Raw genomic sequence first — 15,290 nt, 5'->3', positions numbered from 1 at the left:
CCGGTGTCAGCGCCCGGTGAAGGCCAGCGCGTCCGGGGCCAGCGCGGGTACGAGGCCTTCGGCCGCGGCCCGGGTCAGCAGGCCCCGGATCGCGGCGTAGCCGCTCTCACCGAGGTCGGCGGTGAATTCGTTCACATAGAGCCCGATGTGCTGGTCGGCCACGGACGGGTCCATCTCCTGGGCGTGCTCCAGGACGTACGGACGGGAGCGCTCCGGGTCGTCCCAGGCCATCCGCACCGAGATACGGATCGACTCCGACAGCCGGTTCAGCGTCTCTTCGCCCAGCGAGCGCTTCGCGATGATCGCGCCCAGCGGGATCGGCAGACCGGTGGTCGACTCCCAGTGCTCGCCCATGTCGGCGAGGCTGTGCAGACCGTAGTCCTGGTAGGTGAACCGGGCCTCGTGGATCACGAGGCCCGCGTCCACCCGGCCGTCGCGCACCGCCGGCATGATCTCGTCGAACGGCATCACGACGATCTCGCCGACGCCGTCCGGCACGACCTCGGCCGCCCACAGCCGGAACAGCAGATAGGCGGTGGAACGCTCGCTCGGCACGGCGACGGTCTTCCCCGTCAGGTCCGCGCCCGGCTCCTTCGTGAGGACGAGCGGACCGCAGCCGCGCCCCAGCGCCCCGCCGCACGGCAGCAGCGCGTACTCGTCGAGCACCCACGGCAGGACGGCGTACGACACCTTCAGCACGTCGAGTTCACCGCGCTCGGCCATGCCGTTGGTGAGGTCGATGTCCGCGAAGGTGACATCGAGGGCCGGCGCTCCGGGGACCCTTCCGTGCGCCCAGGCGTCGAAGACGAAGGTGTCGTTCGGGCACGGCGAGAAGGCGATCCGCAGCGCGGGGAGCGGGGCGCCGGCGGAGCCGGTCACGGTGTCAGTGACGGTGTCGGTCGAGTCGGTCATGCCGGTTCCAACTTTCCACTACGGGTGCGGTCTTCCCGAACGCCTCGGTGAGCGCCGCCAGGGCGTCGCCGATCCGCCAGGCCTCGCGGTCACGCGGCCCCACGGTGTTCGAGACGGCCCGGAGCTCCAGCGCGGGCACACCGAACCTGTCGGCGGCCTCCGCGACGCCGAAGCCCTCCATGGCCTCGGCGACGGCTCCGGGGTGCGCGGCCAGCAGCTCGGCGGTGCGGGCCGCGCTGCCGGTCACGGTGGAGACGGTGAGGACGGGGCCCGGCACGGCGCCGGTGGCCTCCGCGACGTCCCCCACGAGGGCTTCGGGCGGCAGGAAGGTGTCCCTGCCGAAGCCGAGACCGGTGACAGGCACGAAGCCGTCCGGGGTCTCGGCGCCCAGGTCGGCGGCGACGATCCGGGTCGCCACGACGAGGGAGCCGACGGGCGCTGCGGGCGCGAATCCACCGCCGATACCGGCCGAGACGACGGCCGCGTACGCGGTGGCGCCGGGCGCGGCGGCGAGTGCGAAGGCGGTGACCGCGGCGGCGGCGGCCGGTCCCGCGCCGCCCGCCACGACATCGAACGGCCCGGCCCTGTGCAGCTCGGCTCCCGGCACCTCACGTATCGCGGGATCACCCCCGAACGCACGCGTGACCGCGTCCCGTTCAGCCGGGACAGCGGTCACGACAAGCACCCGCACGGCGGTGTTCCTCGGGTTCGGAGGGCGGATCGGAAGGGCCGAAACGTCGGGACGTCAGGGCGCCAGGGCGTCAGGAGGTCTTCGTGAGCTGGAAGTGCCAGACGCCCGTGAGCTTCTGACCCTTGGTCTCGACGACGCTGACCTGCGTCTTGCTCGACGTGGTCTCGCCGGTCTGGCTGGCGAAGAAAGCGCTGCCGGGGATCGTCCGGTAGGTCTTCTTGTACGGCTCCTGCTCGGCCTGCTGGCCGTTGATGAAGAGGGTCCAGCCGTGGTCGGCGACCTCGGGGTCGACCCCGAAGTGGACCTTGTCGTCCATCGCGACCTTGACGGTCTTGTCCGCCTTCTTGTTGAGGCAGCCCTGGATCTCGGATTCCTTGAGGGCGTCGCCGTCGTTGTAGCAGGCGGCCTCGGTGCTCACCGAGTTGTCGCCGACCGTCACGGTGGCGAGCGGCGTCGGCTTGTCGCAGGCGGACAGGACAAGGAGTCCCGCGGACACGGCTCCAAGAGCGACGCCGATTCGACGGCCCTTACCGGAGAAGAACGCAACGGTCATGCGCCGAAGGTTATCGGTCGGTGCCGCTCACGCCACGCGGGGGTGCGGTGAGCCGCGCCGTGCGGCCCCGAGTAGGCCCCGTACGGAGGCAGCGGCGCCGAGCGCGAGCAGCCCCGCTGCGACGGACATGCCGAGTACTCCGTTGAGGGGGAGCGCGATACCGATCGCGCCGCCCACGACCCAGGACATCTGGAGCAGCGTCTCCGACCGGGCGAAGGCGGATGTACGCACCTCCTCCGGCACATCGCGCTGGATCATCGCGTCGAGCGACAGCTTCGACAGGGCCTGGGTGAAACCCGCGATCGCGGTGAGGGCGGCGACCATCACCGTGCTGAAGAACACCGCGGCGAGCACGGCGACCCCCAGGGCGAGTCCCAGCACCGTCGCGACGATCAGCTCGGGGCCGCGCGCCCTGAGCCATGAGCCCACCGCGGTGCCGAAGGCGTTCCCGGCGCCGGCCGCGACCCCGACGATGCCGAGGGAGACGGCGGCGCTCTGTCCCGACATGGGGTGCTCGCGCAGCAGGAACGCCAGGAAGAAGATGAGGAAGCCGGAGAGCCCGCGGTGCGCGGCGTTCGCCTGGAGGCCGTGCAGGACGGACGGCCCGACGGAACGCAGTCCCGGTGGCTTCTCCCGCCCGTTCCTCCGGCCGGACAGCGTGCTGCCCGTCCTGCCGGCCCGGCCGGCGCTGCTCGTCCTCCCGCTCGCGGTCCTCCCGCCCCCGGTCTTCTCGCTCGCGGTCCTCTCACTCCCGGCCTCCTTGGCCTGGCCCGCGGGGGCGGGGACCGTGTCCTCGTGCGGGACGACGAGGCGGGCCTTGCGTTCGCCCTTCGCGGAGTCGACCTTGGGCGGCAGCGTGAAGGCGAGGACGGTCCCGCCGAGGAAGATCGCGCAGGCCCCGTAGAGAGGCCAGGGCGACCCGATGCTCTGCAGCACCGCCCCGATCGGCGCCGCGACACCGGTGGCCAGCAGACCGGCCAGAGTGACCCGCGAATTCGCCTTCACCAGGGAGAAGCGGGGCGGCAGCAGCCGGGGCACGACGGCGCTGCGGACGACCCCGTACGCCTTCGAGCAGACCAGGACCCCCAGGGCCGCCGGATAGAGCTCGAGGCCGCCCGTGGCGACCGCGCCGGACATCGTGATCGCGAGCACGGCCCGCGCGCACATCGCACCGGCCATCGCGGCGCGGCGGCCGTGCGGTAGCCGGTCGAGGAGCGGGCCGACCACCGGGGCGAGCAGGGTGAAGGGGGCCATGGTGACGGCGAGGTAGAGGGCGACGCGCCCGCGCGCCTCGTCCGTCGGTACGGAGAAGAACACGGTGGAGGCGAGCGCCACGGTGATCATGACGTCTCCCGCGCCGTTGACCGCGTGCAGCTCGATCAGCTTGCCGAGGCCCGACTCGCCCGCCCCGTGCGCGTGGGTCGCCTTCCGGATTCCCCGCGCGGTTCCGGTGAACGGGGCGCGCAGGGCACGGGCCATCGTCCGGCCCACCCTGCGGAGCGGACCGGATCCGTCGGACGACCTGGCGGCGGTCACGTGGTCATAGTGCCCCACCCCCCGGGGTCACGAACCCATGATCGGCCGGGGCGCGGTACGGGCCGCTCCGTCGGGCGAGTCGGCCCGTCCGGAAACGGCCGGAACATGGCCGGGATCCGCCGCTGGTCCAGGGCGGGGTTCCGGGCGGTCCCGCCCGCCGCCCGAGGGCGGATCCGGACCGTTACGGAAGGGTTCCCGACCTGTTTGGGACGGGCAGGTGGGCGGCGGGCGGCGGAGAGGGTAGCGTGCACTCACGCGCCACCGGCGGTTGTTCTTGGCCGCGCGCCTCTCCGCGATCCCGCAGAATGGGTGGCAGAAGGCGCGCCCGAGGCAGGCACAACGGGTGTGGACGTCGACGCGGCCCCCAGGTCCGCTCCGCCCACAACTGTCATGGCCGAAATCGGACATCGATGGAGCTGCTGGCGCGCTCGTGAGACGGCGTATGGAGAGAAGCGAGACCTGTGAGTGCTGCGACGACGACGCGAAGCCGTACGGCCCGTACCCCCGCCCCCGACCGCCTGTGCGCCGAGGCGGTAGACCTCGCACGCGCGGCGGCGGAAGAGGCTGCCGCACCGGGAGTGGTGGGTGAGCATGTGGCGCTGGTCTCCGAGGGGGACCGGGTCGTCACGCACTACTTCGAGTCCAAGGAGCCCGGCTACCGGGGCTGGCGCTGGGCGGTGACCGTCGCCAGGGCCTCCCGCGCCAAGAACGTCACCCTTGACGAAACGGTGCTGCTGCCCGGCTCCGACGCGCTCCTGGCCCCCGAGTGGGTGCCCTGGAGCGAGCGGCTGAGGCCCGGCGACATGGGCCCCGGCGACCTCCTGCCCACCGAGGCGGAGGACCCGCGCCTGGAGCCCGGCTGGACGGGCGAGGACGAGCCCCTGCCGAACTCCCCGGTCTCGGAGGTGTCGCAGGAGCTGGCGGCACTCGCCGACGCGGAGGACGCGGAGCTGACGACGCTGCCCGGGACGCGCCGCGGCTCGATCGCCTCGGTCGCGGACGAGCTCGGCACACGACGTGCGCGGGTGCTGTCCCGGTACGGGCTGCGGCTGGCGGCGGACCGGTGGGACGAGGAGTTCGGCGCGAAGACGCCCATGGCGCAGGCCGCGCCGGCGTCGTGCGTCACCTGTGCGTTCCTGGTGCCGATGGCGGGCTCGCTGAAGCAGGCCTTCGGGGTCTGCGCGAACGAGTTCGCCCCGGCGGACGGCCGGGTGGTCTCCCTGGCGTACGGCTGCGGGGGGCACTCCGAGGCGGCGGTCATGCCGAAGCCGCCGAAGCCGACGCCGCATGCGCTGGACACGATGCGGGTGGACGACTACTCCCTGCGTCCGGCCGAGGACTCGGGCTCGGTCCCGGACCGGGCGGACGGCTCTGCGGAGGATCTCGGCCACTCCTGACGCTCCTGCCCGCTGTGGGGTCCGGGCGTGCGGCCCCCGGGTATCGCGGGGCCCCGGGTCGCTCCCGGTGCGGGCTTTGTCCTCGATCGCCGGACGGGCTTGATTCTGCCGGGCCGAGGTTCCGGGTGCGGGTTTTGTCCTCAATCGCCGGACGGGCTGGTTGTGCCCGTTGGACGGCTGGTCCTGGGGGCTGTCCCTTCGCGGTACCTTCGGGCGCACACTGGGTCTCTCGCCTGATCCAGACGAGAGACCCCCGGCGTCACGGGTCACCGGAAGAGCGGAGTACGAGCGTGAGCATGAATGCGACCGAGGGGGCCGATCCGTTCGGGACGGCGCGACTGCGGCGCGGCGTGCTCGACGCCTGGGGCGCGGGTCCCGCCCGCTTCCGGGAGGACGCCAACGCCGAGGAGGACCTCGCGCTCGGCGGCTACCGTGACCGGCTGGTCGTCGAGCTGGCCCAGAACGCCGCCGACGCCGCCGCCCGCGCCGGTGTACCCGGCCGGCTCCGCCTCACCCTGCACGAGGCGGGCGACGGCAGCCCCGCCGTCCTGGCCGCCGCCAACAACGGTGCCCCGCTGGACGCGACCGGCGTCGAGTCGCTGAGCACGCTGCGGGCGTCCGCCAAGCGCGAGGGCCACGAGTCGTCCGTCGGCCGCTTCGGCGTCGGGTTCGCCGCCGTGCTGGCCGTCAGCGACGAGCCCGCCGTGATCGGGCGCCACGGCGGTGTCCGCTGGTCACTCGCGGAGGCCCGCGACCTCGCGCGGCAGGCGGCCGTCGGCAGTCCAGGTCTCGGTGACGAGCTGCGGCGCCGCGACGGACACGTACCGCTGCTCAGGCTTCCGCTGCCCGCCGAGGGCACCGCGCCCGACGGTTACGACACGGTCGTCGTCCTGCCGCTGCGCGACGGTGTCGCCGAGGACCTCGTGAGCAGGCTGCTCGGCGGAGTCGACGACGCGCTGCTCCTGACGCTGCCCGGCCTCGCCGAGGTCGTCATCGAGACCCCCGAGGGCGTACGGACACTGCGGCGCTCGCAGCACGGCCCGTACACGCACGTCGACGACTCCGCGCACGGGCTGCACCGCTGGCGCAGTGTCGCCGCCCAGGGCCCCCTGGAACCCGCTCTGCTGGCCGACAGGCCCGTGGAGGAGCGGCTGCGTCCGCACTGGTCGGTGACGTGGGCCGTGCCCGTCGGTGAGGACGGGGCGCCGCAGCGTCCCCGTACGGCGCCGGTCGTGCACGCCCCGACCCCCACCGACGAGCCCCTCGGCGTCCCCGCGCTGCTGATCGCCTCGCTGCCGCTCGACACCACCCGCCGGCACCCCGCGCCGGGCCCGCTGACCGACTTCCTGGTGCAGCGCGCGGCCGACGCGTACGCGGAGCTGCTCGCCGGGTGGGAGCCCGTGTCCGTCGCGACGATCGCGCTGGTGCCTGCCGTGCTCGGCAAGGGGCCGCTGGACGGTGCGCTGCGGGCGGCGATCCTGGAGCGGCTGCCCCGGATCGCGTTCCTGGAGCCGGCCGCGCCGCGCGACCCGGCCGAGGCCGCCGCCCAGTGGGACGACTGGGACGGATCGGGGGCCCCGGGCCCGGCGACGACCGCGCTGCGGCCCGTCGAGGCCGAGGTGGTCGAAGGGGTGGGCGACAGGACCGTACGGGTACTCGCCGAGGTCCTGCCCTGTCTGCTGCCCGCCGGGCTCGAGCGCCGCCCCGAGCTGCGCACCCTCGGGGTCGCCCGGGTGCCGTTGACCGAGGCCATCGACCGGCTGGCCGGTCTTGAGCGTGACCCCGCCTGGTGGCGCCGGCTGTACGACAGCCTGGCCGGCGTCGACCCCGACCGGCTCTCCGGACTGCCCGTGCCCCTCGCCGGCTCCGAGGACGCGCCGCCCCGCACGACCATCGGCCCCCGCCAGGTGCTGCTGCCGCTGCCCGACGCGCTGACCGCGCCGGTCCTGGCCCGGCTGGCCAGGCTGGGTCTCAAGGTGGCCCACCCGGACGCCGCCCACCCCCTCCTGGAGAAGCTGGGCGCGCTGCCCGCCACCCCGCGCGCCGTCCTGACGACCCCGCAGGTCCGGGCCGCCGTGGCGGGGTCGCTGGACGCGGGTGAGATCTGGGACGAGGACGCCCTGGACGCGGACGAGCTCGCCGACACCGTCCTCACCCTCGTACGCGACGCCGACCTCGCGCCCGGCGACGAGCCGTGGCTGGGCGCCCTGGCCCTGCCCGACGAGGACGGCGAGCCGGCGCCCGCCGGTGAACTCGTCCTGCCGGACAGCCCGTTCGCCCAGGTGATGCGGGTGGGCGAACTCGCCCTGTGCGACACCGAGCTGACCGGGCGCTGGGGCGAACAGCCGCTGACCGCCTGCGGGGTGCTCGCCACCTTCGCCCTCGTGCGGGCCACCGATGTCGTCCTGGACCCGGACGAACTGGAGCCCCGCGACAGCGACTTCGCCGAGCCCGACGACGCGGGCCTGCTCGACGCCGTCGACGTGTGGTGCGAGGACGTCCTGGACCAGCTCCCCGACACCCCCGTACCGCCGGTCGCCACCGAACTCGTCGCCGTGCGTGACCTGGACCTCGTCGACGACGACGCCTGGCCGCAGGCGCTGGCGATGCTCGCCCGCCCGCCGCTGCGCGACGCGCTGACCCAGCCGGTGCGGGTGCTGCTCCCGGACGGTACGACGCAGTCGGTGCGGCCCTACACCGCGTGGTGGCTGCGTGACCACCCCGTGCTCGACGGCCGCCGCCCGGCCGGTCTGCGCGCCGCGGGCGGCGACCCGCGGCTGGCGGGGCTCTACGACTCCGCCGACGCGACGGGCTTCGACGACGCGCAGGTGCTGCGTGCCCTCGGCGTACGGACCTCGGTGGCCGCGCTCCTCGACGAGCCGGGCGGGGCGGCCGAGCTGCTGGGCCGGCTCGCCGACGAGGAGCGTCCCGTCGGGCCCGTACAGCTGCACTCGCTCTACACGGCGCTCGCCGAACTGGACCCCGAACAGGTCACGCTGCCCGACGAGTTGCGGGCCGTCGTGGACGACGAGGTGCGGGTGGCGGACGCCGCGGACGTGGTGATCGCCGACGCCCCCGACCTGTTGCCGCTGACCGGGGGACTGCCGCTGCTCCCGGTGGCCCCGGCGCGGGCGGCCGACCTGGCGGACCTGCTCCAGGTGCGGCGGCTCGGCGAGAGCGTCGATGCGGTGGTGACGACGGAGGGCGAGGAGCACCAGGTACCGGAGTCCGTACGGATCCTGCTCGGCGCGGGGACCCCCGCCTCGTATGTCGAGCACAGCGAACTGCGCGCGGGCGGCGTCGAGCTGGACTGGCGTCGCACTCCGGACGGTGTGGTCCACGCGTCCACGCTGGAGGGCGTGGCGGCCGGTCTCGCCTGGGCGGCGGGGCAGTGGCCGCGCCGTTTCGAGGTGGCCGCCCTGCTGGAGGATCCGTCGCGCACGGAGGAGCTGGCCAGGGACCGCTGGTTCGACTGAGGTACGCGCGGGGCCCGCGACCGTGCGGGCCTCACAGCTCCTCGACGTACCGTTTCGCGATGAGCAGCGAGGCGAGCGGGTGGTCCTCCCGGACGGCCTTGACCGCGGCGACGTCGCCATGGGCGCCGCGCACGGAGCGGACCTTGTCCTCGTCGACCTGGCTGCTGAACCCTTCGTAGCTTCCGTAGCGGTCCCAGAACGCGCGCTTCCGCCTGCGGGTGGTGCGTTCGCCGACGACGGCCAGCGCCACCACGATCACGAACGCGATGGTTCCGGTGAGCGTGCCGATCACTGGTGTCCCCTCTCTGTTCCGGGACACCTGCCCCGGCGTACGGGTGTTGATACCTGCCCGACCAGGCACTCCCGAGTGATCTTCACCAGAAATACACATCCTGGGCACAACTATTCACTTCTGTGCGCTGTCTGACCGTGCGAGTCACCAGACTCACCGATCAGCTGGGACCTGTCCGAGGGAAACCACCTCGGCGGGTCCCCCTGCCCCACAGGGGACCACATGCGTATGCGTGCCACCGTCGCCGCTGTTTCCGGCGCCCTGGCTCTTTCCGCTCTCGCCGTTCCGGCCGCGACGGCCGACGACGGCCGTACCTGGACGCCCGACTTCGGATTCTCCGCTCCGGAGAAGCCCACCGGGCGTGCGGCTGCCCGCGCGCTCACCTCCGACAACGACCTGAAGATCACCAAGGCCGTGGTGAACGGCGGCAAGGCCGTCGTGGTGGGTACCACCGCTCCCAAGAAGGTCACCGTGGCCATCACCGCCACGGACGACTCGGGCATCGCCGACGCCGGCACCATCCTGTGGACCGGCAGTTCGCTGGATTCGGAGGACAGCTTCGGCTTCGCGCAGAACGAGGAGTCCGCCACGTGCAAGGCGGCGAGCGCCACGACGTCCACCTGCACGCTCACGGTCACCGTCGATCCCGCGTGGCTGCTCAACTCCGACTCGAGGACCTGGAAGGTCGGCGCGGCGGTGCTCAGCAACGACGGCCAGGTCGTCCAGCAGGACGCGTTCGCCAGGACCAACCTCCAGCGCCTCTCCAAGCTGACCGTCAACGCCGCGCCTGAGCCGGTCAAGAAGGGCAAGACCCTCACCATCACCGGCAAGCTCTCGCGCGCCAACTGGGAGACCAACACCTACAAGGGCTACGCCACCCAGTCCGTCAAGCTGCAGTTCCGCAAGAAGAACAGCAGCACCTACACCACCGTCAAGACCATCAAGTCGAGCAGCACCGGTGCGCTGAAGACCACCGCCAAGGCATCGGTGGACGGCTACTGGCGCTACGCCTTCGCCGGCACGTCGACCACGCCCGCCGTCAAGGCCGCGGGTGACTTCGTCGACGTGAAGTAGTCGACGTGAAGTAGCGGTCCTCCCCGGGAGGGGGACGCTCCCTACGAGGGGAAGCGGCGGCCGACCATACGCCAGGCCACTTCGAGGACGGCCGCCGCCACCACCGAGATCGCCACCGCGGTCCACGGCATGGTCACCCCCACCAGCTTCAGCGCGAAGAACTTCTGGAGCCAGGGCACCGCGAGCACGACGAGGAAGCACGCGCCCATCGCCGCCACCAGCGCCACCCGCCACCAGGTGTACGGGCGGGCGATGATCGCCAGGACCCACATGGAGACCAGGAACAGCGTGAGGGTCGCCGCGCTCGTCTCCGCGTCGAGCGAGCCAGGACCCGAATAGGCGTGTCCGGCCATCAGATACGTGAGGAAGGTGGCCACCGCCGCGATCACCCCGGACGGGATCGCGTACCGCATGACACGGCGTACGAAGTGCGGCTGGGCCCGCTCCTTGTTGGGGGCGAGCGCCAGGAAGAACGCCGGGACGCCGATCGTCAGTGTGGACAGCAGGGTGAGATGGCGCGGCAGGAACGGGTACTCCACCTGGAAGCAGACCACCAGGATCGCCAGCAGCACCGAGTACACGGTCTTCGTGAGGAAGAGCGTGGCGACCCGGGTGATGTTGCCGATGACCCGGCGGCCCTCGGCGACCACCGAGGGAAGCGTCGCGAAGCTGTTGTCGAGCAGCACGATCTGGGCCACCGCACGGGTCGCCTCGGAGCCCGAGCCCATCGAGACCCCGATGTCGGCGTCCTTGAGCGCGAGGACGTCGTTGACGCCGTCCCCCGTCATGGCGACCGTGTGCCCACGTGACTGGAGGGCCGCCACCATGTCCCGCTTCTGCTGCGGGGTGACCCGGCCGAAGACCGCGTTCCGCTCGATCTCCGACGCCATGTCGTCGCTGTCGTCGGGCAGCCGGCGGGCGTCCACGGGATGTTCGGCGCCTGGCATCCCCAGCTTCTGGGCGACCGCGCCGACGGAGACCGCGTTGTCGCCCGAAATGACCTTCGCGGCGACGTTCTGGTCGTCGAAGTAGCTCAGGGTCCTCCCGGCGTCGGGCCGCAGCCGCTGCTCCAGGACGACGAGCGCGGCGGGCGATGCCCCCGATGCGGCGTCCGGGGCGTCCAGCTCGCCCGGCACCCGGGCGAGGAGCAGGACCCGCAGCCCCTGCTCGTTGAGGTGGCCGGTCTCGGCGATGGCCGGGTCACCGGGCGCCAGCAGCACATCGGGGGCGCCGAGCAGCCAGGCGGACGCGGTGCCGTCGCTTTCGGCGAAGGCGGCGCCGCTGTACTTGCGGGCCGACGAGAAGGGCAGGGTCCGTGTGACGTCCCAGCCCGAGCCGTCCGGGTAGGCGTCGATGATGGCCTTCAGGCTGGCGTTGGGCCGTGGGTCGCTGGCGCCGAGAGCGCCCAGGACGCGGCGCACACGGTCCTCGTCCGAGCCGTTCAGCGGGCGGAGCTCGGTGACGTCCATGCCGCCCTCGGTGAGGGTGCCGGTCTTGTCCAGGCAGACGACGTCGACCCGTGCCAGGCCCTCGATGGCGGGGAGTTCCTGCACGAGGCACTGCTTGCGGCCGAGCCGGACGACACCGATCGCGAAGGCGACCGAGGTGAGCAGGACCAGGCCCTCGGGGATCATCGGGACGATGCCGCCGACCGTGCGGGCCACCGAGTCCTTGAAGTTGTTCTCCTTGACGACCAGCTGGCTGATGACGAGCCCCAGCGCGGTCGGCACCATCATCCAGGTGACGTACTTGAGGATCGTGCTGATGCCGCTGCGGAGCTCCGACTGGACGAGGGTGAAGCGGGACGCCTCCTCGGCGAGCTGGACGGCGTAGGCCTCGCGGCCGACCTTCGTCGCGGTGAACGCCCCTCCTCCGGCGACGACGAAGCTGCCCGACATCACCGGGTCGCCGGGCCGCTTGAGCACGGGGTCGGCTTCGCCGGTCAGCAGCGACTCGTCGATCTCCAGGCCGTCGGCCTCGACGACCGTGCCGTCGACGACGGCCTTGTCCCCGGGGCCCAGCTCGACGAGATCGCCGAGGACGATCTCGGAGACGGAGATCTCGGCGGCGTTCCCGTCGCGCCGCACGGTGGGTTTCGCCTCGCCGATCACCGCGAGGCTGTCCAGGGTCTTCTTGGCGCGCCACTCCTGGACGATGCCGATCCCGGTGTTCGCGATGATCACGTAGCCGAAGAGGCTGTCCTGGAGCGGGGCGACGAACAGCATGATCACCCAGAGCACGCCGATGATCAGGTTGAACCGGGTGAGGACGTTCGCGCGGACGATCTCGGTGACGGAACGGGACGAGCGGACGGGTACGTCGTTGACCTCGCCCCGTGCGACGCGTTCGGCGACCTCGGCGGTGGTCAGTCCGCCGGCCGGCGCGGGCGCTGTGGGGGTCCGTAGGGAATCCGGCTGCTCACCGGAGGAATCGAGTGCCCGCTGCGTCATGATTCCGACCGTACGGGCGGAGGGGACGGTTCACCCGCCGGGGACCGGAAGATCCGACCGGGGGAGGACCAGGATGGTCCCCCGGGTGTACGTCAGGAGGCGGCGGTGCTGCCGGAAGCGGTCGCTCCGTCGGCCTGCGCGGTCTCGCCCGGTGCGCTCTCGCCCTGTGCGGCAGCGGCCTGTGCGGCAGCGGCGCGCTTGAGCGCGGCGTCCCGTCCCCGGACGTACCAGATGCCGATCAGGCCCAGTCCTGCGCCGGCCAGACAGACCCAGATCCACCAGGCGTGGCCCCGGTCGTCGAACCAGCCGTAGAAGGGGACCTGCACGACGAAGAGGACGAACCAGAGGATCGTGCCGCCGGTGACGGTGGCGACGACGGGGCCCTCCAGGGGCTCGGGCGCCTCGTGCTTCGGTGTCCACTTCTCCATGCGGCCAGTCTAGCCGTGCGTGGCCGGAACGCCGCTGGCCAGTCGGCCCAAGGGTCTACGCGCGGAGATAGCGATCTTTGCCTTATGTATTCATACTGAATCTGCTTACGGATGACTCAAATTATTCGTGTGAACATCTAAATCTGACTACTTTCATCCCCTCGATGCACGACTGAAGGTCATACATGTCCTCCTCGGCCACCGCTCCGGTCGATCAGCCTCCGATGCCGCAGCAGCCTCGTAACGGCCTCGACCGTTACTTCAAGATCTCCGAGCGGGGGTCGACGGTCGCGCGTGAGGTCCGTGGTGGTCTCGCCACGTTCTTCGCGATGGCGTACATCATTGTGCTGAACCCGATCATTCTCGGCAGCGCGAAGGACATGTACGGGCACCAGCTCGACGGAGGGCAGCTCGTCACGGCCACCGTGCTGGCGGCCGCGTTCTCCACGCTCCTGATGGGCGTCATCGGCAATGTGCCGATCGCGCTCGCCGCCGGTCTCGGCGTCAACACCGTCGTCGCCCTCCAGCTCGCCCCCCGGATGAGCTGGCCCGACGCGATGGGCATGGTCGTCCTGGCGGGCATCGTCGTGATGCTGCTCGTCGCGACCGGGCTGCGGGAGCGCGTGATGAACGCAGTGCCGCGCTCGCTCCGCAAGGGCATCTCGATCGGTATCGGCCTCTTCGTGCTGCTGGTCGGCCTGGTCGACTCGGGCTTCGTCTCCCGCATCCCGGACGTCGCGCACACCACCGTGCCGCTCCAGCTCGGCAACGACGGCCACCTGAACGGCTGGCCCGTCCTGGTCTTCGTCCTCGGCGTGCTGCTGACCCTGGGGCTGATCGTCCGCAAGGTGCCGGGCGCGATCCTGATCTCCATCGTCGTCATGACGGTCGTCGCGCTGGTCATCGACGCCATCGCGGACCTGCCGGCCGACGCCTGGGGCCTGACCGTCCCCGCGTGGCCCGGCAACCCCGTCTCGTCGCCCGACTTCGGGCTGCTCGGCGAGGTCAGTCTGTTCGGCGGCTTCGGGAAGGTCGGTCTCCTGACCGGCATCCTCTTCGTCTTCACGGTGCTGCTGTCCTGCTTCTTCGACGCGATGGGCACCATCCTCGGCGTCGGCGACGAGGCCAAGCTGATGGACAAGGACGGCAACTTCCCGGGCATCAACAAGGTCCTGCTCGTCGACGGCGTCGCCGTCGCCGCGGGTGGCGCGAGCTCCTCCTCCGCCTCGACCTGCTTCGTGGAGTCCACGGCAGGTGTCGGCGAAGGCGCCCGTACGGGCCTGGCGAGCGTGGTGAGCGGACTGCTCTTCTCGGTGGCGCTGTTCCTGACGCCGCTGGCGACGATGGTCCCCTCGCAGGCGGCCACTCCGGCACTGATCGCGGTCGGGTTCCTGATCCTCGCGGGCAATGTGCGGGACATCGACTGGAGCGACTACACGCTCGCCATCCCCGCCTTCATGGCCATGCTGATGATGCCGCTCACGTACTCGATCACCAACGGCATCGGTATCGGCTGCATCGCCTTCAGCGCGATGCGCCTGGCGTCCGGCCGTGGCCGGGAGGTCCCGGTGGCCATGTACGTCGTGTCCGCGGTCTTCGTCTTCTACTACGCGATGCCGGCGCTCGGCCTCACGTAGGCGCGTACGCGCGCTGTCCCACCCCTGCGGGGCGGGGACCCGTCAGGTGACCCGGTCGGCCGGGTCCGGGTGACGGGTCTCCGCCCCGTAGAACTTCTCCGTCTCGTCGACGGCCGCGTGGAAACGTTCGTCGAAATCGTCGCGGACGAGCGTCCGGACCACGTAGTCCTGGACGCTCATGCCGCGTCTGGCGGCGTGCTGGCGGAGCCGGTCGAGCAGCTCACCGTCTATGCGCAGGCTGAGCACTGTCGATCCCATGCCAGCAGGGTCGCGGCACACGTGGCCTTTTCGAGGCTCTTTCCGCCTCATACTCACTCGTTCGGGTGATCAGTTTCTCGCGCGTGTACCACGAGCTGGTATTTAGCATAGCTAATGAGTTACGCTAAGGAACATGCCTGACCTGATCCACGACGGTGAAAGTGCCGCCGCCGTGAGCTCCCTTCGCTCAGCCGTGATGCTGCTGGGCCGGCGCCTGAAGCACCAGCGCGTCGACGAGTCACTGAGCCCCACCGAAATGTCGGTGCTCGGTACACTGGCCCGTTGGGGTTCCGCCACTCCTGGTGACCTCGCCCGCAAGGAGCACGTACAGCCTCCGTCGATGACCCGCATCGTCGCACTGCTGGAAGCCAAGGGCCTCGTCAGACTTGAACCGCACCCCGATGACCGTCGACAGAAGATGGTCAGCCGGACCGAGCAGGCGGAAGCCATGCTCGCCGAGAGCCGCGACAAGCGGAACGCCTGGCTGGCCAACCTCGCCGAGGGCCTGGACGAGGAGGAGTGGGAGACGCTGCGGGCCGCCGCGCCCGTGCTGGAGAAGCTCGCCCATCTGTGACCGCGGGCGCCG

At 71.6% G+C, this 15,290-nt stretch carries 13 protein-coding genes; 5 read left to right on the top strand and 8 right to left on the bottom strand.

The annotated features are described in order from the left end of the window. Positions 1–6: 6 nt before the first annotated feature. From OG623_RS14670 to OG623_RS14655, 4 genes are all read right to left on the bottom strand, one after another. Positions 7–912 (bottom strand): 1,4-dihydroxy-6-naphthoate synthase, encoded by a 906-nt coding sequence (locus tag OG623_RS14670; protein ID WP_406146886.1) that lies wholly within the window; start codon positions 910–912, stop codon positions 7–9. Beyond that, positions 884–1,603 (bottom strand): futalosine hydrolase, encoded by a 720-nt coding sequence (locus tag OG623_RS14665; RefSeq protein ID WP_406146885.1) that lies wholly within the window; start codon positions 1,601–1,603, stop codon positions 884–886. Before OG623_RS14665 ends, OG623_RS14670 begins: the two co-directional genes overlap by 29 nt. 70 nt (positions 1,604–1,673) lie before the next feature. Beyond that, on the bottom strand, positions 1,674–2,156 hold the full coding sequence (locus OG623_RS14660; RefSeq protein WP_406146883.1) for a DUF2771 domain-containing protein: 483 nt from the start codon (positions 2,154–2,156) through the stop codon (positions 1,674–1,676). Positions 2,157–2,183: 27 nt separating this feature from the next. Further along, a complete protein-coding gene (locus OG623_RS14655) occupies positions 2,184–3,692 on the bottom strand; it encodes an MFS transporter (RefSeq protein ID WP_406146881.1) in 1,509 nt (502 codons plus the stop codon). A 461-nt stretch (positions 3,693–4,153) separates the two neighbouring features. On the opposite strand from OG623_RS14655, the gene OG623_RS14650 reads away from it, so the two are divergent. Continuing rightward, on the top strand, positions 4,154–5,089 hold the full coding sequence (locus OG623_RS14650) for a DUF3027 domain-containing protein (protein ID WP_406146880.1): 936 nt from the start codon (positions 4,154–4,156) through the stop codon (positions 5,087–5,089). Positions 5,090–5,385: 296 nt separating this feature from the next. Continuing rightward, positions 5,386–8,565, top strand: coding sequence for a sacsin N-terminal ATP-binding-like domain-containing protein (locus OG623_RS14645; RefSeq protein ID WP_406151823.1), 3,180 nt, complete (start codon positions 5,386–5,388; stop codon positions 8,563–8,565). A 31-nt stretch (positions 8,566–8,596) separates the two neighbouring features. Here OG623_RS14645 and OG623_RS14640 read toward each other — a convergent pair whose 3' ends face one another. Next, positions 8,597–8,857 (bottom strand): hypothetical protein, encoded by a 261-nt coding sequence (locus OG623_RS14640; protein WP_406146879.1) that lies wholly within the window; start codon positions 8,855–8,857, stop codon positions 8,597–8,599. Positions 8,858–9,079: 222 nt separating this feature from the next. Between OG623_RS14640 and OG623_RS14635 the strand changes: the two genes are divergently transcribed. Further along, positions 9,080–9,931 carry a DUF5707 domain-containing protein gene (locus OG623_RS14635; protein WP_406146878.1) on the top strand — a complete coding sequence of 284 codons (852 nt, stop codon included), beginning with the start codon at positions 9,080–9,082 and terminating at the stop codon, positions 9,929–9,931. A gap of 41 nt (positions 9,932–9,972) precedes the next feature. Here OG623_RS14635 and OG623_RS14630 read toward each other — a convergent pair whose 3' ends face one another. Further along, positions 9,973–12,381 (bottom strand): HAD-IC family P-type ATPase, encoded by a 2,409-nt coding sequence (locus OG623_RS14630; RefSeq protein ID WP_406146876.1) that lies wholly within the window; start codon positions 12,379–12,381, stop codon positions 9,973–9,975. A 92-nt stretch (positions 12,382–12,473) separates the two neighbouring features. After that, positions 12,474–12,809: a DUF2530 domain-containing protein gene (locus OG623_RS14625; RefSeq protein ID WP_406146874.1), complete on the bottom strand. Its 336-nt coding sequence runs from the start codon at positions 12,807–12,809 to the stop codon at positions 12,474–12,476. A gap of 185 nt (positions 12,810–12,994) precedes the next feature. On the opposite strand from OG623_RS14625, the gene OG623_RS14620 reads away from it, so the two are divergent. Continuing rightward, positions 12,995–14,446: an NCS2 family permease gene (locus tag OG623_RS14620; RefSeq protein WP_406146873.1), complete on the top strand. Its 1,452-nt coding sequence runs from the start codon at positions 12,995–12,997 to the stop codon at positions 14,444–14,446. Positions 14,447–14,488: 42 nt separating this feature from the next. Here the strand turns inward: OG623_RS14620 and OG623_RS14615 are convergent, their stop codons facing one another. Then, entirely contained in the window at positions 14,489–14,704 is a 216-nt protein-coding gene (locus tag OG623_RS14615; protein WP_406146871.1) for a hypothetical protein, read from the bottom strand. A gap of 133 nt (positions 14,705–14,837) precedes the next feature. Here OG623_RS14615 and OG623_RS14610 point away from each other — a divergent pair, with 133 nt between their 5' ends. After that, on the top strand, positions 14,838–15,278 hold the full coding sequence (locus OG623_RS14610; protein ID WP_406146870.1) for a MarR family winged helix-turn-helix transcriptional regulator: 441 nt from the start codon (positions 14,838–14,840) through the stop codon (positions 15,276–15,278). Positions 15,279–15,290: the final 12 nt, after the last annotated feature.

Origin of the sequence: Streptomyces sp. NBC_01012 (assembly GCF_045162755.1) — a bacterium.
Lineage (GTDB): Bacteria > Actinomycetota > Actinomycetes > Streptomycetales > Streptomycetaceae > Streptomyces.
Note: the sequence above shows the minus strand (reverse complement) of the source record. Positions and strands in the feature narration are given on the sequence as shown.